The organism is Pseudomonas sp. DR48 (assembly GCF_019823085.1).
Taxonomy (GTDB): domain Bacteria; phylum Pseudomonadota; class Gammaproteobacteria; order Pseudomonadales; family Pseudomonadaceae; genus Aquipseudomonas.
This window is the reverse complement of record NZ_CP081946.1, coordinates 5,709,518-5,727,304: the sequence shown is the minus strand read 5'-3', so window position 1 is coordinate 5,727,304 and position 17,787 is coordinate 5,709,518. Positions and strand designations below refer to the sequence as shown.

17 protein-coding genes and 1 pseudogene are annotated in these 17,787 nt (G+C 59.6%); 12 read left to right on the top strand and 6 right to left on the bottom strand.

Features of this window, described 5'->3' with window-relative positions:
• Positions 1 to 38 precede the first annotated feature (38 nt).
• From K5K95_RS25880 to K5K95_RS25835, 11 genes and pseudogenes are all read left to right on the top strand, one after another.
• Positions 39 to 3,812 carry a nitrate reductase subunit alpha gene (locus K5K95_RS25880; RefSeq protein ID WP_222586726.1) on the top strand — a complete coding sequence of 1,258 codons (3,774 nt, stop codon included), beginning with the start codon at positions 39 to 41 and terminating at the stop codon, positions 3,810 to 3,812.
• Between the two features lies 1 nt (position 3,813).
• Positions 3,814 to 5,352, top strand: a complete 1,539-nt coding sequence (narH, locus tag K5K95_RS25875) for a nitrate reductase subunit beta (RefSeq protein WP_046047388.1) — start codon at positions 3,814 to 3,816, stop codon at positions 5,350 to 5,352.
• Positions 5,353 to 5,354: 2 nt separating this feature from the next.
• Positions 5,355 to 6,110 (top strand): nitrate reductase molybdenum cofactor assembly chaperone, encoded by a 756-nt coding sequence (gene narJ, locus K5K95_RS25870; RefSeq protein ID WP_222586725.1) that lies wholly within the window; start codon positions 5,355 to 5,357, stop codon positions 6,108 to 6,110.
• Positions 6,103 to 6,783, top strand: coding sequence for a respiratory nitrate reductase subunit gamma (gene narI, locus K5K95_RS25865; RefSeq protein WP_222586724.1), 681 nt, complete (start codon positions 6,103 to 6,105; stop codon positions 6,781 to 6,783). Before narJ ends, narI begins: the two co-directional genes overlap by 8 nt.
• Before the next feature lie 10 nt (positions 6,784 to 6,793).
• Positions 6,794 to 7,753 (top strand): peptidylprolyl isomerase, encoded by a 960-nt coding sequence (locus K5K95_RS25860; protein ID WP_222586723.1) that lies wholly within the window; start codon positions 6,794 to 6,796, stop codon positions 7,751 to 7,753.
• 25 nt (positions 7,754 to 7,778) lie between these two features.
• Positions 7,779 to 8,771, top strand: coding sequence for a GTP 3',8-cyclase MoaA (gene moaA, locus K5K95_RS25855; protein ID WP_222586722.1), 993 nt, complete (start codon positions 7,779 to 7,781; stop codon positions 8,769 to 8,771).
• A gap of 281 nt (positions 8,772 to 9,052) precedes the next feature.
• Positions 9,053 to 11,068: a ribonucleoside triphosphate reductase gene (locus tag K5K95_RS25850; protein ID WP_222586721.1), complete on the top strand. Its 2,016-nt coding sequence runs from the start codon at positions 9,053 to 9,055 to the stop codon at positions 11,066 to 11,068.
• Positions 11,069 to 11,100: 32 nt separating this feature from the next.
• Positions 11,101 to 11,268, top strand: coding sequence for an anaerobic ribonucleoside-triphosphate reductase (gene nrdD, locus K5K95_RS25845; RefSeq protein ID WP_017338867.1), 168 nt, complete (start codon positions 11,101 to 11,103; stop codon positions 11,266 to 11,268).
• Positions 11,265 to 11,960 (top strand): anaerobic ribonucleoside-triphosphate reductase activating protein, encoded by a 696-nt coding sequence (locus K5K95_RS25840; RefSeq protein WP_222586720.1) that lies wholly within the window; start codon positions 11,265 to 11,267, stop codon positions 11,958 to 11,960. Before nrdD ends, K5K95_RS25840 begins: the two co-directional genes overlap by 4 nt.
• A 51-nt stretch (positions 11,961 to 12,011) precedes the next feature.
• Positions 12,012 to 12,527, top strand: a pseudogene (locus K5K95_RS33680) (MCP four helix bundle domain-containing protein); the annotation flags it as partial.
• A 9-nt stretch (positions 12,528 to 12,536) separates the two neighbouring features.
• Positions 12,537 to 13,673 (top strand): methyl-accepting chemotaxis protein, encoded by a 1,137-nt coding sequence (locus tag K5K95_RS25835; RefSeq protein ID WP_409999738.1) that lies wholly within the window; start codon positions 12,537 to 12,539, stop codon positions 13,671 to 13,673.
• A gap of 33 nt (positions 13,674 to 13,706) precedes the next feature.
• On the opposite strand, the gene K5K95_RS25830 is transcribed toward K5K95_RS25835, so the two are convergent.
• The 5 genes from K5K95_RS25830 to K5K95_RS25810 all read right to left on the bottom strand — a co-directional run bounded on the left by K5K95_RS25830 (position 13,707) and on the right by K5K95_RS25810 (position 17,249).
• A complete protein-coding gene (locus K5K95_RS25830) occupies positions 13,707 to 15,086 on the bottom strand; it encodes a 4Fe-4S binding protein (protein ID WP_222586718.1) in 1,380 nt (459 codons plus the stop codon).
• Positions 15,074 to 15,928, bottom strand: a complete 855-nt coding sequence (locus K5K95_RS25825; protein ID WP_222586717.1) for an FTR1 family protein — start codon at positions 15,926 to 15,928, stop codon at positions 15,074 to 15,076. The genes K5K95_RS25830 and K5K95_RS25825 overlap by 13 nt, the downstream gene beginning before the upstream one ends.
• 22 nt (positions 15,929 to 15,950) lie before the next feature.
• Positions 15,951 to 16,283, bottom strand: coding sequence for a cupredoxin domain-containing protein (locus K5K95_RS25820; protein ID WP_150636922.1), 333 nt, complete (start codon positions 16,281 to 16,283; stop codon positions 15,951 to 15,953).
• Positions 16,284 to 16,814, bottom strand: coding sequence for an iron transporter (locus K5K95_RS25815; protein WP_222586716.1), 531 nt, complete (start codon positions 16,812 to 16,814; stop codon positions 16,284 to 16,286).
• An 87-nt stretch (positions 16,815 to 16,901) separates the two neighbouring features.
• A complete protein-coding gene (locus K5K95_RS25810) occupies positions 16,902 to 17,249 on the bottom strand; it encodes a hypothetical protein (RefSeq protein WP_222586715.1) in 348 nt (115 codons plus the stop codon).
• Positions 17,250 to 17,400: 151 nt separating this feature from the next.
• Here K5K95_RS25810 and K5K95_RS25805 point away from each other — a divergent pair, with 151 nt between their 5' ends.
• Positions 17,401 to 17,640 (top strand): DUF3079 domain-containing protein, encoded by a 240-nt coding sequence (locus K5K95_RS25805; RefSeq protein WP_222586714.1) that lies wholly within the window; start codon positions 17,401 to 17,403, stop codon positions 17,638 to 17,640.
• Here K5K95_RS25805 and K5K95_RS25800 read toward each other — a convergent pair.
• A complete protein-coding gene (locus K5K95_RS25800) occupies positions 17,628 to 17,786 on the bottom strand; it encodes a hypothetical protein (protein WP_222590501.1) in 159 nt (52 codons plus the stop codon). The genes K5K95_RS25805 and K5K95_RS25800 overlap by 13 nt on opposite strands.
• Position 17,787: the final 1 nt, after the last annotated feature.

Here is a 17,787-nt window from a genome sequence, read left to right as displayed (position 1 = left end):
GGCACAGACTCCGCGACAAAGCCTGAGAGGACTACACCGTGAGTCATTTACTGGATCAATTGCGGTTTTTCAATCGCAAGCAAAACGAGTTTTCCGACGGTCATGGCGAGACCCGCAAAGAGTCTCGCGACTGGGAGAACGTTTACCGTTCACGCTGGCAGTACGACAAGATCGTGCGCTCCACCCACGGGGTGAACTGCACCGGCTCCTGCTCGTGGAAGATCTACGTCAAGAACGGCCTGATCACCTGGGAAACCCAGCAGACCGATTACCCGCGTACCCGCAACGATCTGCCGAACCATGAGCCCCGTGGCTGCCCGCGTGGTGCCAGTTACAGCTGGTACATCTACAGCGCCAACCGGCTCAAGTACCCGAAAATTCGCAAGCCGTTGCTCAAGCTTTGGCGCGATGCGCGGCAAACCATGGCGCCGGTGGAAGCCTGGGCCAGTATTGTCGAGGACAAGGTCAAGGCCGACTCCTATAAAAGCAAACGCGGCATGGGTGGCTTCATTCGCTCCAACTGGGAGGAAGTCAACGAGATCATCGCTGCGTCCAACGTCTATACGATCAAGCAATACGGCCCTGACCGGATCGTCGGCTTCTCGCCGATCCCGGCCATGTCGATGGTCAGCTACGCCGCAGGGTCGCGTTACCTGTCGCTGATCGGCGGCGCCTGCCTGAGCTTTTATGACTGGTACTGCGACTTGCCACCGGCCTCGCCGATGGTCTGGGGCGAGCAGACCGACGTGCCGGAATCGGCCGACTGGTACAACTCCAACTACATCATTGCCTGGGGCTCCAACGTCCCGCAGACCCGTACCCCCGACGCGCACTTCTTTACCGAAGTCCGTTACAAGGGCACCAAGACTGTGGCGATCACCCCGGATTACTCGGAAGTCGCCAAGCTCACCGACCTGTGGCTGAACCCTAAACAAGGCACCGATGCGGCGCTGGCCCAGGCGTTCAACCATGTGATCTTCAAAGAATTTCACCTGGACAAACCGAGCGCCTATTTCACCGACTACGCCAAGCGCTTTACCGATTTGCCGGTGCTGGTGCTGCTCAAGCAAATGGTCGACAAGGCACCGGGCGCCGGTTACCAGCCGGACCGCTTCCTGCGCGCCAGCGACCTGACCGACAACCTTGGCCAGGAAAACAACCCGGAATGGAAAACCATCGCCCTGGATGTCAGCGGCGAACTGGTGTCCCCTCAGGGCTCCATCGGTTATCGCTGGGGCGAGAAGGGCAAGTGGAACATCCTGCCTCGTGAAGGCGGCGAAGGCCGTGAGATCGATCTGAAACTGAGTCTGATTGGCGATGACGTCGCCGAAGTGGCGTTCCCGTATTTTGCCGGCGAGTCCCACGAGCACTTCCAGCACGTGGCCGGCGATGCTGTGCAATACCGTCGCGTGCCGGTGCATAACGTGGTGCTGGCGGACGGAAGCGTGGCCAAAGTGGCCACCGTGTTCGACCTGTCGGCCGCCAACCTGGCGATCGATCGCGGCCTCGGTGGCGAAAACGTCGCCAAGGATTACGACGACGCCTCGGTGCCTGGCACCCCGGCGTGGCAGGAGCAGATCACCGGCGTCAGCCGTGAGAAAGCCATTCAGATTGCCCGTGAGTTCGCCGACAACGCCGACAAGACCAAGGGTCGCTCGATGATCATCGTCGGCGCGGCGATGAACCACTGGTACCACATGGACATGAACTACCGCGGGCTGATCAACATGCTCATGCTCTGCGGGTGTGTCGGCCAGACCGGTGGCGGTTGGGCGCACTACGTTGGCCAGGAAAAACTCCGTCCGCAATGCGGCTGGCTGCCATTGGCGTTCGGCCTGGACTGGAACCGTCCGCCTCGCCAAATGAACGGCACCAGCTTCTTCTACGCCCACAGTTCGCAGTGGCGTCACGAGAAAATGAGCATGCACGACGTGCTCTCGCCATTGGCCGATAAATCACAATTCCCCGAGCATGCGCTGGACTACAACATCCGCGCCGAACGCGCCGGCTGGTTGCCCAGCGCACCGCAACTCAACACTAACCCTTTGCACATTTGTCGCGACGCGGCTGCGGCCGGCATGGACCCGAAAGACTACGTGGTCAAGTCGTTGCAGGACGGTTCGCTGCGTTTTTCCTGCGAACAGCCGGACAGCCCGGTCAACTTCCCGCGCAACATGTTCATCTGGCGTTCCAACCTGCTGGGCTCCTCGGGCAAGGGCCACGAGTACATGCTCAAGTACCTGCTGGGCACCAAAAACGGTGTGATGAACGAAGACATCGGCCAGGTCGGCGACTGCAAACCCGAAGAAGCCGAATGGGTGGACGAGGGCGCCATCGGCAAGCTCGATCTGGTCACTACGCTGGACTTCCGCATGTCCTCGACCTGCGTCTATTCCGACATCGTGTTGCCGACCGCAACCTGGTACGAAAAAGACGACATGAACACCTCGGACATGCACCCGTTCATTCACCCGTTGTCGGCTGCCATCGACCCGGCGTGGGAATCGCGTTCCGACTGGGAAATCTACAAAGGCATCGCCAAGGCGTTTTCCAGTATGTCCGAAGGGCACCTGGGTGTTGAGAAGGACCTGGTGACCATCCCGCTGATGCACGACAGCGTCGGCGAATTGGCCCAACCGTTTGGCGGCACCGACTGGAAAAGCGCCGGCGTGGCACCGGAGCCAGGCAAAAACGCGCCGAATCTGCATGTGGTCGAGCGTGACTACCCGAACATCTACAAACAGTTCTCGTCCCTCGGGCCATTGCTGGAGAAACACGGCAACGGCGGCAAGGGCATCAACTGGAACACCGAAGACGAAGTGAAATTCCTCGGTGAACTCAATCACAAAGAAGGCGATGCCGGTATCAGCCAGGGTCGGCCGAAAATCGACACGGCCATCGACGCAGCTGAAGTGATTCTGTCCCTGGCGCCGGAAACCAACGGCCAGGTGGCGGTCAAGGCCTGGGCTGCACTGTCGGAATTCACTGGCATCGATCACAGCCACCTGGCGCTGTCCAAGGCCCACGAGGCCATCCGGTTCCGCGACATTCAGGCACAGCCGCGCAAAATCATTTCCAGCCCCACCTGGTCGGGTCTCGAAGACGATCACGTCAGCTACAACGCCGGCTACACCAACGTTCACGAAGGGATCCCATGGCGCACCATCACCGGTCGCCAGCAGTTCTACCAGGATCACCCGTGGATGCAGGCGTTCGGCGAACAACTGATGAGTTATCGGCCGCCGGTTAACACCCGCACCATTGAAGGGGTGAAAGGCAAGCGCAGTAACGGCCACAAGGAAATCGTCCTGAACTGGATCACCCCGCACCAGAAGTGGGGCATCCACAGCACCTACAGCGACAACCTGCTGATGCTGACCCTCAGCCGTGGCGGGCCGATTGTCTGGCTCTCGGAGAACGACGCGAAAAGCGCAGGCATCGAGGACAACGACTGGATCGAGTGCTTCAACATCAACGGTGCACTGACTGCCCGTGCGGTGGTCAGCCAACGGGTCAAGGACGGCATGGTGATGATGTACCACGCCCAGGAACGGATCGTGAACGTGCCCGGTTCGGAAACCACCAAGACCCGTGGCGGGCACCACAACTCGGTCACCCGAGTGGTGCTCAAACCGACCCACATGATCGGCGGCTATGCCCAGCAAGCCTACGGTTTCAACTATTACGGCACGGTCGGTTGCAACCGCGATGAATTCGTCGTGGTGCGCAAAATGTCCAAAGTCGACTGGCTCGATGGTTCAAGTGGCGATGACTTGCCGCGTCCACTGCCGACCGATATTGAGGAGAACTGAGATGAAGATTCGCTCACAAATCGGCATGGTTCTGAACCTGGACAAATGCATCGGTTGCCACACTTGTTCGATCACCTGCAAAAACGTCTGGACCAGCCGCGAAGGCATGGAATACGCCTGGTTCAACAACGTCGAATCGAAACCCGGGATCGGCTACCCGAAAGAATGGGAAAACCAGGACAAGTGGAAGGGTGGCTGGATCCGCAATGCCAACGGCACGATCAACCCGCGCATCGGCGGTAAATTCCGCGTGTTGGCGAACATTTTCGCTAACCCGGATCTGCCGAGCCTCGACGACTACTACGAACCGTTCGACTTCGATTACCAGCACCTGCACACCGCGCCGCTGGGCGAGCATCAACCCACCGCGCGCCCGCGTTCGCTGATCTCCGGCAAGCGCATGGAGAAAATCGAGTGGGGCCCGAACTGGGAAGAAATCCTCGGCACCGAATTCGCCAAGCGTCGCAAGGACAAGAACTTCGACAAGATCCAGGCGGACATTTACGGCGAGTACGAAAACACCTTCATGATGTATTTGCCGCGCCTGTGCGAGCACTGCCTCAACCCGACGTGCGCAGCGGCTTGCCCGAGCGGGGCGATCTACAAACGTGAAGAAGACGGCATCGTCCTGATTGACCAGGAGAAATGCCGTGGCTGGAGGATGTGCATCAGCGGCTGCCCGTACAAGAAGATCTATTTCAACTGGAAAAGCGGCAAGTCCGAGAAATGCATCTTCTGCTACCCGCGTATCGAAGCCGGGATGCCGACCGTTTGCGCGGAAACCTGCGTTGGGCGCATCCGCTACCTCGGTGTGCTGCTGTATGACGCCGATCGCATCAGCGAAGTGGCAAGCACCGCCAATGAGCAGGACCTGTACGAGAAACAACTGGAGATCTTCCTCGATCCAAATGACCCGGCGGTGATTCGTCAGGCTCTGGCCGATGGCGTCCCGCAGTCGGTGATCGATTCAGCCCAACGTTCCCCGGTCTACAAAATGGCTGTGGATTGGAAACTCGCACTGCCGCTGCACCCGGAATATCGCACCTTGCCGATGGTTTGGTACGTACCGCCGCTGTCGCCGATCCAGAACGCCGCCACTGCTGGCACCGTCGGTATGAACGGGGTGATCCCTGACGTCGACAGCCTGCGTATTCCACTGAAGTACCTGGCGAACCTGTTGACCGCGGGCGATGAAAAGCCGGTCAAGCGTGCGCTTAAACGCTTGCTGGCGATGCGCGCCTACAAACGTTCCGAGCAAGTCGACGGCGTTCAGGACCTGCAAGTGCTGGCGGATGTCGGCTTGAGCGTGGCCCAGGTCGAGGAGATGTATCGCTACCTGGCAATCGCCAACTACGAGGACCGCTTTGTTGTACCGAGCGCCCACCGTGAAGACGCCATGAGCGACGCCTTCGCTGAGCGTTCCGGGTGTGGTTTCAGTTTCGGCAGCGGCTGTAGCGGCAGCTCCGACACCAACATGTTCGGCGCCAAGAAAGCCAACCGCCGCGACATCCTGAAAACCGTCCAGTTGTGGGAGGAATGAGCATGCAAATTCTCAAAGTGATTTCGCTGCTGCTCGATTACCCGACCGAAACACTGATTGGTGGTCGCGACGAACTGGAGCAAGCGATCATCCAGTCACGGGAAATCAGCCCGACGCAGCGCGGTGCGTTGTTCGAATTGCTCGAGCTGATCTGCGCCAATGACCTGATGGACGGGCAGGAGCACTACGGTGCGCTGTTCGGTCGGGGGCGCTCGCTGTCGCTGCTGCTGTTTGAGCATGTGCACGGTGAATCCCGCGACCGTGGTCAGGCGATGGTCGACATGATGGCGCAATACGAAGAAGCCGGTTTTGCCATCGGCGTCAAAGAGCTGCCCGATTACATCCCGCTGTACCTGGAGTTCCTCTCCACACGCGAAGACATCGAGGCCCGCGAGGGCCTGGCGGATGTTTCGCATTTGCTGGCCTTGCTCGCTGCACGTCTGGAAGAACGCGAAAGCGCCTATGCCAGCTGCTTCCGGGCGCTGCTGCAAATTGCCGGGGCCGAGCCGCATCAAGTGGTCGCCGACCTGCGGGCGCAGGTCGCGGCGGAACCTCGCGACGACTCCCTCGAAGCCCTCGACAAGATCTGGGAAGAGGAGGCCGTGGACTTCCTCCAGGCTGAACAGCAGGACCGTTGCAGTTCGCTGCCAAGCGCACCGGGCAAGGCCCGTGAGGAAAGCGCGGTGCCGTTGCATTGGGTGGATTTTCAGCATGAAGAGTTGGCAGCCGTGCCAGCCAAGGAGGTAGGCAATGTCTAAATGGAACCTGTTGTTGTTCGGGGTCTATCCCTACGTCGCCCTGGCGATTTGCCTGATTGGCAGCTGGGCGCGCTTCGATCTGTCGCAGTACACCTGGAAGGCGGGCTCCAGCCAGATGCTCAATCAGCGCGGCATGCGCGTGGCGAGCAACTTCTTCCACATCGGTGTGTTGTTCGTGCTGGCGGGGCATTTCGTCGGCCTGCTGACCCCGGCGTCGATTTATCACCACGTGATCAGCACTGAGAACAAGCAGTTGCTGGCAATGGTCTCGGGCGGGCTCTTCGGTTTGTTATGCCTGATTGGCTTGCTGATGCTGGTTAACCGGCGGCTCAGTGATCCTCGGGTACGCGCCACCTCCAGTCCTTCGGACATCCTGGTGCTTCTGGTGTTGCTCGCGCAATTGCTGCTCGGTCTGCTGACCATCGTCGCGTCTACCGGGCACATGGATGGTTCGGTGATGGTGATGCTCGCCGATTGGGCGCAGAACACCGTGCTGTTGCGTCCGGTGGAAGCAGCGGCGTCCATCGAGCCGGTCGGGCTGATCTACAAGTTGCATGTGTTTCTCGGTTTGACCCTGTTTGTCCTGTTCCCCTTCACCCGTCTCGTACACATGATCAGCGCACCGATCTGGTACCTGGGGCGTCGTTATCAAATCGTTCGTCAGAAGTACTGAGGAGACAATCATGTCAGGTGGATGTGGATGTGGTGGTGGTAACGGGGGCAGCGGTGGCTGCGGTTCTTCAAAAAAAGCGGAGGCTGCTCTCGACATCGCGCCGGTCGCACAGGCGCAGTTTGAAGCCCTGCCGGTTGAGCCCGCAGGGGCCGATGACGCCCCGGCGCAGTTGATCGCCAGCAGTGAACAGGAGTGGCCGATCATCAGCGTCAACGAGGTGTCGATCACCCCGGAAGCGATGGCCCAGGAGCTGCAATATCACCCGGCCGAAAGCCGCGAGGAGGCGGTCTTCCTGGCCGCCAGGGCGCTGGTGATCCGCGAGTTGTTGCAGCAGCGCATCACCGAACTCGGCGTGTCGCTGGAAATCGGCGCCGGTGAAAACGAAGAAGAAGCGGCCACTCGCTTGCTGCTCGAACGTGAGGTGAAAGTGCCTCAGTGTGACGAGGAGTCGAGTCTGCGTTACTACGAAAACAATCGCGGGCGCTTCCACAGCGCGCCGTTGCTGGCGGTGCGGCACATCCTGCTCGAATGTGCACCAGACGATGTCGAGGCCCGCGAGCTTGCGCAGGGTCAGGCCGAAGTCCTGCTGCAGCAACTGGATGAGTTTCCCGGCAGTTTCGCCGAGCTGGCCGTGAAATATTCGGCCTGCCCGTCGAAGGCTCAGGGCGGTTCTCTGGGGCAGATCAGCAAGGGCCAGACCGTGCCTGAACTGGAACGTCAGCTGTTCACCTTGGCACCGGGCCTGGCCAGCAAACCGCTGGAAAGTCGTTACGGCTGGCATGTGATCAGTGTCGATCAGCGAATCGAAGGCATGCCGTTGCCCTATGAAGTGGTGTCGACGGCGATCCGCACACAGTTGCAGCAAGGCGTCTGGCAGAAAGCGCTGGTGCAGTACCTGCAAACCCTGATCGGTGCTGCGGATATTCGCGGCATTCACTTGCAGGGCGCCGACTCACCGCTGGTGCAGTGAGCATCGAGGCAAACCGGGAGAAGTGATGAACGCTGTGATGCAGGATGGTTTTGGACGGCAGATCGATTATCTGCGGATGTCGGTGACGGACCGCTGTGATTTTCGCTGTGTGTATTGCATGGCGAAAAACATGACGTTCCTGCCGCGGCAGCAGGTGCTCACACTGGAGGAATTGCAGCGCTTGGCGACGCTGTTCGTTGGCCTGGGTGTACGCAAAATCCGTCTGACCGGCGGCGAGCCGCTGATCCGTCCCGGCATTGTCGGACTGTGCCGCAACATCGCCGCTTTACCCGGTTTGCGCGAACTGGTGATGACCAGCAACGGCTCGCAACTGGGCCGTCTGGCCCGGCCATTGGTCGACGCCGGGGTCAAGCGGATGAACATCAGCCTCGATAGCCTGGACGGACAGAAGTTTCGGGCGATCACCCGTAACGGCGATCTCGACCAGGTGCTCAACGGCATTGAAGCGGCGCGGGACGCTGGGTTCGAGCGGGTCAAACTCAACTGCGTGGTGATGAAGGGGCGCAACTTCGATGAAGTCCCGGCGTTGGTGCAGTACGCTATCGACCAGCGCATCGACATCAGTTTTATCGAAGAAATGCCTTTGGGCGACGTCGGTCGTTCCCGGGGCGAATCGTTCTGTTCCAGCGACGAAGTGCGCACGCTGATCACCAGCCAGCATCGGTTGCTCGACAGCACCGAAAACAGCGGCGGACCGGCGCGTTATGTGCGTCTGGAACGCCATTCTGATACCCGGATCGGTTTCATTTCGCCCAACAGCCACAACTTTTGTGGCAGCTGTAATCGGGTGCGGATGACTGTTGAAGGGAAGTTGTTGCTGTGCCTGGGGCAGGACGATGCTCTGGATTTGCGGGGATTGCTGCGGCGTTATCCACTGGATGACCAACCGGTGATCAATGCAGTCCAGCGGGCCCTGCGTGGCAAGCCACTGCGCCACGATTTCAGTCCCGACGGGGAGGTACAGATTGTCAGATTCATGAACATGAGTGGCGGTTGATCCCTAAAACACAGCAAATCAAATGTGGGAGCGAGCTTGCTCGCGATAGCGGTAGACCAGTCGACATCACTGTTGAATGTGCTGCAGTCATCGCGAGCAAGCTCGCTCCCACATTTGATTCTCGCTGGCCCAAGTGTTTTTTATCCACCCTGCATTCGGGCGTTTCTTTCGCCGGTAAATCTTGATATCGATCAATTGCAGATCAGCACTTTGTCCGTAGCCTTTACTGCATGTTGTGGTTTTAAGTTTGATCAAGTCTATATGTAGTGTCTGGAGGCCAAATGCAGAGCACGCTGATCGCAGTAGGATGTAACCGCTTGCACAAACGCGATGGCAGTCAGGTCGCCTTCGATGCCGACAAGATCCGTCAGGCATTGATCGCCGCCGGCAAGGCGACAGGGGAGTACGGCGAGGTTGAGGTTGAAGGCTTGCTTCAGGCGGTATTGGCCAGGCTCGAAGGGTTGCCAAGACTCCATGTCGAGCAAATCCAGGACCGTGTTGAACGGGTGTTGATGGACGCCGGTTTTTTCCTCGCCATGCGCGCCTACATCGTCTACCGCGAGCAGCACGGGCGCTTGCGCCGCGACCGCCGGACCATGGTCGAAGTGGCGACCTCGATGAACGAATACCTGGACCGTGAAGACTGGCGGGTCCAGGCCAACGCCAATCAGGGTTACTCATTGGGCGGACTGGTGTTGAACGTGTCGGGCAAGGTCACCGCCAACTACTGGCTGGACGAGGTGTACAGCGAGGCCATCGGCCAGGCTCACCGCGAGGCGGATTTGCATGTGCACGACCTGGACATGCTCGCCGGTTACTGCGCCGGCTGGTCGCTGCGCACCCTGTTGCACGAAGGGCTCAACGGTGTGCCGGGGCGTGTCGAAGCCGGTCCGCCGAAGCACTTGAGTAGTGCCCTGGGGCAAATGGTGAATTTCCTCGGTACCCTGCAAAACGAATGGGCCGGCGCCCAGGCGTTCAGCTCGTTCGACACCTACCTGGCGCCCTATGTGCGCAAGGATCAGCTGAGTTTTCAGGAGGTACGCCAGGCGATTCAGGAGTTCATTTATAACCTCAACGTGCCTTCACGCTGGGGCACCCAGACGCCTTTCACCAACCTGACCTTCGACTGGGTGTGCCCGCAGGATTTGCGTGACCAGATACCCGTCATCGGCGGTGAGGAAATGCCGTTTGCCTATGGTGACCTGCAAGTCGAAATGGAGCTGCTCAACCGCGCCTACATCGAGGTGATGCAGGCCGGCGATGCGAAAGGGCGGGTGTTCACCTTTCCGATCCCGACCTACAACATCACCCACGACTTTCCATGGGACAGTGAAAACGCCGACCGCCTGTTCGAGATGACTGCGCGTTACGGCCTGCCGTATTTCCAGAACTTCCTCAATTCGGACCTGCAACCCAATCAGGTGCGCTCGATGTGCTGCCGTTTGCAGCTGGATGTCCGCGAGTTGCTCAAGCGGGGCGGCGGCTTGTTCGGCTCGGCGGAGCAGACTGGATCGCTCGGCGTCGTGACCATCAACTGCGCGCGGCTCGGCTATGTGTTCAAGGGTGATACCAGCGGTTTACTGCAGCGTCTGGACACGCTGATGGAACTGGCGATGGAAAGCCTGGAGGTTAAGCGCAAGGTGATTCAGCACCACATGGATGCCGGTTTGTACCCGTACACCAAGCGTTACCTGGGCACCTTGCGCAACCATTTTTCCACCATAGGCCTCAACGGCATGCATGAAATGCTGCGCAATTTCACCGGCGACGAGGAGGGCATGCACACCGAGCACGGCCGGCAGTTTGCCCTGAAGATGCTCGATCATGTGCGTGCCACGTTACTGCGTTTCCAGGAAGAAACCGGTCACATGTACAACCTGGAAGCGACGCCGGCCGAGGGCACGACCTACCGCTTCGCCAAGGAAGACCTCAAGCGCTACCCCGACATTCTCCAGGCTGGCAGCGTGCAAGCGCCGTATTACACCAACTCCTCGCAACTGCCCGTGGGCTACACCGAAGACCCCTTCGAGGCCCTGGAACTTCAAGACGAGCTGCAATGCAAATACACCGGCGGCACGGTCTTGCACCTGTACATGGCCGAGCGGATTTCTTCGACCGAGGCCTGCAAGCAACTGGTGCGCAAAGCCCTTGGCCGCTTCCGCCTGCCGTACCTGACCGTGACCCCGACATTCTCCATCTGCCCGGTGCACGGCTACCTCGATGGCGAACATGAGTTCTGCCCGAAATGCGACGAGGTCCTGCTACTGCAAGAACAGAAGCTCGGCACCGTTCATTGATTTCGATCCACTCAACTGCAAGGAGCTTCACCATGACTGCATCGCAAACATTGCCCCAGGCTCAACGTCAACGCTGCGAAGTCTGGACCCGGGTGATGGGCTATCACCGCCCTGTGTCGGCGTTCAACCCGGGTAAACAGTCGGAGCACCGCGAGCGGGTGCACTTCACTGAAAGCGCGGCGCTGGCCGGGCGCCAATGAGTCGAACGCTTCGGGTCGGGGGCATGGTGCCCCTGACCACTATCGACTATCCGGGACAGCTCGCCTGCGTGTTGTTTTGCCAGGGTTGCGCCTGGCGTTGTCGTTACTGCCATAACCCGCAGTTGATCCCGCCTCGTGGCACAGACGAAGTGGATTGGCGGCGGGTGTTGGCGTTTCTGCAACGGCGTCAGGACCTGCTCGATGCGGTGGTGTTCAGTGGCGGCGAGCCGACCTTGCAGGACGGTTTGCTCGGCGCCATGGATGAAGTGCGGGCGATGGGATTTCGCATCGGTTTGCACAGCGCCGGCATCAAGCCCGCAGCGTTCGCCAAGGCACTGGCCGGGGCCGATTGGGTTGGTTTCGATGTCAAGGCGTTGCCCGAGGATTGCCAGGCGATCACCCGGGTCGAGGGCAGCGGAACGGCCAACTGGCGCAGCCTTGAGCATCTGCTGGCCAGCGGTGTCGACTACGAATGTCGCACCACGGTGCATTGGCATCTGTTCGAGCCGGCGCGTCTGCTGATCCTCGCCAAGCGCTTGAGCGAACTCGGCGTCAAACGCTTCGCCGTGCAGTTGGTTCGCACCGAGCGGATGTTCGATCCGCTGCTGCCGAGTGTTTCGGCACAAGCCTTGCTACCAGAGCTGTGGGAGGCCATGCGCGAGTTGTTTCCAGCCTTCGTGTTACGGGGGTAACAGAGGCTGAGGTTAAACGTTTAGCGGTGAGATCCACCATTAGGTTTTCAAATGCGCTGCCAATCGGCAGGTATCAAACGGGGAGCATTTGATATGGCCAAATTAACGACAGCACAACGTATCGTCATCGGCTTTGCCATTGCGCCGCTGGCATTGATGGGCATGGCGTTTTACGCGTTGCACGATCTGGCAACGCTCAAGGATCAGGCAGTGGTCATCGTCAAGCAGGACTGGCCGAAGATCGATCCGATCATGGTCATCGCCACCGGCGTGCGTGATAACGCCAGGAACACCCGGGATTTGCTGATCGATAAAGACAATCAGCAAGTGCAGCAATCGATCGACACCACCAAGAAACGGATCACTCAGGCACTCGAAACGCTCGAGCCGTTGTTCTATTTGCCCGAGGGCAAAACCGCTTATGCCGCGCTGAAGAAGAATCGCGAAGCCTACGTGGCGGCGTTCACTCAAGTGCAGGTTTTGATCCGGCAAGGTGCCTTCGATGACGCCATGGCACAACTGAAACAAAAGGTCGTGCCGGCCGAGCGCGAGGTTTATGGCAGCCTGGATCAGTTGATGGCGCTGCAAGGCAAAATATTCGCCGACCGGGAACAGTCTGCGCAGGAACTGTACAGCGATGCCCGACGCAATATGCTCGGGTTGTTTTTGTTCTGTGTGGCGCTGGTTATTGCTGCTGCGGTGATCGTCACGCGCAGTGTGACCCGTCCATTGGGCGGCGAGCCGGATGATGCCGCACGGTTTTTGAGTCAAATCGCTCAAGGTGATTTGACGATTCAGGTGCCCGTGAACTCAAGTGTTGGCGGCAGCGTGATGATGAACATGCATCAGATGCAGCAAAGTCTGAATGCCATGGTCAGGCACATCGCGATATCGGTGGACCAGGTGGCCAACTCCTCCGAAGAACTGAGTGCGGTCAGCAGCCAAACCAGCAGTAACCTGCAATTGCAGGGGCTGGAGATCGAGCAGGCGGCCACCGCAGTGAACCAGATGACCGCGGCGGTCGATGAAGTGGCGCGCAATGCGGTAAGCACCTCCGAGGCCTCGCGGCAGTCCGAGCAAACCGCGCAACGCGGGCGTGAGCAGGTTCAGGAAACCGTGGTTTCAATCGGCGCACTGGCCGATGGCGTCACCGACACCTCACAGCGCATCGAGCAACTGGCGGGCCGGGTGCAGGACATCAGCAAGGTGCTGGACGTGATTCGCAGCATCGCCGAGCAGACCAATTTGCTGGCCCTCAACGCCGCCATTGAAGCGGCCCGTGCCGGTGATGCCGGACGCGGTTTTGCCGTGGTCGCCGATGAAGTGCGCGCCCTGGCGCATCGCACTCAAGAGTCCACCCAGGAGATCGAGCAGATGATCGGCAACATTCGCCTCGATACCGGCCATGCGGTGACTGCCATGCAAAGCAGCAGCAACCTGGTTCGGGCCACCCTTGAAGTGGCGAAACGGTCTGGGGATGCACTGGATGAAATCACCCGGTCAATCTCACAGATCAACGAGCGCAACATGATGATTGCCAGTGCTACGGAAGAGCAGGCATTGGTGGCGCGGGAGGTGGATCGTAATCTGATGGGGATTCGCAACTTGTCCGAGCAGGTCTTGCTGGGGGCCCAGCATACTCACACGGCGGGTCACGATTTGGCGCAGATGGCCGGGGCGCTGCACCAGACGGTGGCGCGTTTTAAGGTCTAGGTAATTCGGGCTGGTGGTTGTGGATGAGGGCGCTCAGGACCAGCCCCAGAACTGCAACCACCAGCCGAACCCTACCAAGCCGATGGCGAGTAACAGGCAAGTGCTGCCAGCGCAGCGACGAGCCTGGGACAGGCCTTCGCGGTTAAGCCGTTTCCATCCCAGCAACAAGCTCCAGCCCATCGCGGCCAGTAACAGGCAGGCCCTGGCCGGTTGTACCCATTCCAGCAGCAGACCTTCGTAGCGCAGCAATTTCACCGTCGTGGCCGACAGCCCGAGAAACAATCCCGCACCACCCAAGGGCGTCAGTGTCAGCGCCAGGGGCCAATACAGTGCAGGATCTTGCGCCAGTCGCGCCGTCAGGCGCAGAAGGATCATCAACGCCGTGCCCAACACCATCGAACTCAAACTCAAGTAAGCGACGATGCTGAAACCGTCGAGCCAGCTGAAGCTGTCGTTGAGCTGTGGGTAATGGGTGAGCAGCCACCAGGGCGCGTTGTCTTGCAGCGTCCAGAGTTGGTCGTGCTCGACCAGCCATTCGGCGAGGGTTTGTTTGAGGACGACGAACCATGGGCTGACCGTCCACTGAAAGGCGCCCATCGCCAAGCCGATCACACCGAACAGCAATAGACGCGCGTCCCACGGTGAAAGCGTTTGCGCCGTTGCGTGAAGAATCTCCTGATTGCCGGAGCGGGCGATCAGTTGAACGGCACCGCGTTGGCCGCTGCAGCGTCCGCAGGCATGACAGTCACTTGCGCCTTGCATGCGACGAATATCGAGCAAGGGGGCGCAGTTGGGCGGCGGCAGGCGTGGTGCGGAGTTTTCCATCCAGCGTTGTTCGTCTACCTGAAAATGCACGGGCGCCAGACGGGCGAGCAGGGCGAAGACGCCGCTGACCGGGCACAGGTAACGGCACCAGACCCGCTTGCCCCGGGCGAACAGCAACCCGACGACGACTGCCGCGACCGTCGACCCGCCCAGAATCAACAGCGCCGCTTGAGCGTAGTCATAGACGCTGATCAATTGGCCGTAGAGGGTCGTCAGGCAGAACGCCAGGGTTGGCCAGCCGCCCCAGCGCAACCAGCGCGGTACACCCAAACCTTTGCCGTAATGGCTGGCCCATTCGCTGAGTGAGCCTTCCGGGCACAAAACGCCACACCAGAGTCGGCCGAATAGCACAATCGACAGCAGCACGAACGGCCACCAAATGCCCCAGAACAAAAACTGCGCGAACAGGGTCAGGTTGTCGAGTAGCCGTGCCTGGCTGTCCGGCAGCGGCAACACCGCCGGGATCACCAACAGCAACGCGTAGAACAGTACAACGGCCCACTGCACGGCACGAATGACGGGCGCGTGACGACGCATGCCGTCGCCCAGGCGTTGCAACCATCGATTGTGGCGACTCAGCTCAGGCATGGGGCTTTTTCCGCAGTACGTTGACGCAGCCAACCGCCGACGGCCAGCCAATAACCTGCCAGCACCAGTAACGTCATGCCGCTAGGTGTTGCTCGATAACCGGCGAAACCGGCTAGAAAACCACCCAACCCATGGCTGTCACTGAGCAAGGCACTGCTGTCCCAAAGCGCATCACCTACGAGGCTGTACATCACCTCCGGTAAATCCATGGCGAGTAATTGGCCGCCGATTCGCTCGGTGCCGCTGACCAGCAATGCCGCGCCGAGCACCAGCAAAACAGCTTCGCTGATGGCAAAGAATCGTTGCCACGAAATGAACCGGCGACTGCTGTGCAGCAGGGCAATGGTCAGCGCCGACAGTACCAGTCCCATTGCGCCACCGATGGCAAACCAACCGAGCTGCGGACCTCGCAACTGAGCACCGGCGCCATAGAGAAACACCACTGTTTCACTGCCTTCACGGCTGACGGCGAGCATGGCCAGCAGTAACAGACCTGCGCCACCTTGCCGGGCCAGGTGGCTATCGGCGTGTCGTTGTAAGTCGTGCTTGAGCGTGCGTCCGTGGCGGTGCATCCAGCCGACCATTTGCACAATGAGCAGGCTGGCCACCAGCGCGAGCGCGGCCTGGAACCATTCACTGGCTGAGCCGCTCATGGCCTCACCGGCAAACAGAATCAACACCGCCAGCAGGCCCGAAAGCATCAAACCCAGCACCACACCCGCCCACAAATACTTGGCCAGACGAACGCCCTGACTCTGCTGACTGAGCCAGGCCTGGAGAATGCCGATCACCAGCAGCGCCTCGACGCTTTCGCGCCAGACAATGAACATTGATTGATTCATGAAAACTCCGTGTTTGAACGGGTTATTTCGCGAGGATGCCGCCCTCGGGCAGTTGCGGATTGAACTCGTCGAAGAAGGGGTAGTGACCGGGCCTGAGGGGGTGAATGACCACGAAGGTCGTCACACCCGGCGACAGTACTTTTTCAACCCGCAGTGGCGTGCTCTCGAACTCGGCTGGCCCTTGGCCGATATTTTTGAGGACGATTTTGAAGCGCTGTCCGGCTGGAACCTCCAACAGGGCGGGGGAGAAGTGGCCATCGCTCAGGCTCAGCTCGTAGCTGGGTAACTCGGCATGAACCGTCAATGGCACCACTGCTCCGGCCAGCATCAGCCAGGCTATGTGCAGGCGCTTCATTCAATAACCGCCTTTTTTACCAATGCCGGCGTAGATGAACTCATAGTGCAATTCGCAGCGTTCAAACCATGGGGCTACGCCGGTTTCCTTATCGGTATGGCGGCCAAGGGACCCATGATCGCCGGGTGGCAGGACGGTGAAGGTCAGCTGATATTTGCCTGGGCCGAGCAGTTTTACATTGTCGCCATAGTGCGGACCGTCATTGGCGACCATGGCGTGGAAATCGCCTTTGAGTTCGTTCTCGTTGCCCTGTTTTTTCAGGTTGAACGAGACATTGAGGTAAGGCACGAAACTGCCTTCCTGAAAGCCCTGTCGATTGTCCGCCGTGGCGCGAATGTCGGCTTCCAGATGCACATCGGAATCCGCGGTGGCGCGCATCATGCCGGCAGGCGCCATCTCGATCGGCTGCAAATACACCGCCCCGACTTCCAGCCCCGGACACAACTGGGGTTCCCCGATCGGGTATTCCTTGGCCTGAGCCAACGGTGTGAGCAAGAGCAGGGCAAGCGAAAGCGACAAGGGGGTACGCATAATTTCTTCCTGGGCATTGACGAGTAGGAGCCCGAGTCTAGGAAGCTTTGCTGCGAACAATAATGATTAGTATCAAGTTTCGAGCAATTAAACCGATGGCTCGTCACGTTGGCGAAATCGCTGGGCGCGCTCGACGCTGTAGATCATCTGTTCGGCTGCGTGAATGGTCAACGGATGCTGAGTAAAGCCGGGTCTGGGGGAAATGTAGGTGGCCATCTCCCGGGCAACGGCGAGCTGGTGTTCCGAGCCTTCGGCCAGCAGGGCGATGGCCAGGTTCTCCAGGGCAATCACTCGGACACGCAGATGAACCAGTTCGGCGTTCGTCAAGGCTGGCGGAGCGGCAAAAACTTCGTCATCGAGAGATGTTGCGGCGTTTTGGTTGTCCCAGGTCGACAGGGTTGGATGGCCGCTTGGGAAAGGATTTTTATTGAGCATGAGAAACGTCTCCAAGTTTATTCAGCCGTTAGCTTAGCCCCGGGATTACGAAGGAGGTAGTCGCCCGATGTCGATTCTTGATGTGTATCAAGGCTAGCTTTGCGCAAGGGCTGTAGGTTGGAAGAACGCCTCTCAATGATCGGAGATCGGCATGGCCAAGAACTTCCCCGTCAACCCCAAGCACCCCGAACGGATCTGTTGGGGGTGCGACCGGTATTGTCCGGCGAAGTCCCTGGCCTGCGGCAATGGCTCCGACCGTACGATGCATCCGGCCGAGCTGTTCGGCGAGGATTGGTATCTGCCTGGTGACTGGGGCCTCGAGACGCTCATCACTACAGACAAGCCGACGGAGGACGTAGCGGACCCCTCGACTGGCAGTCAGAGCGAGTAGCTGGTTGCTTGTCCGGGGTGGTTGTCCTGCACGCCGGCGATGAGCTGCAGTGGCATCTGTTGCGTATCAATGGACGGGACTTCCAGACTGCCCACAATTTGCAGGTGTCGCTCCCTCAGTTCGGCCGACTCTTCTGCCTTTGCCATA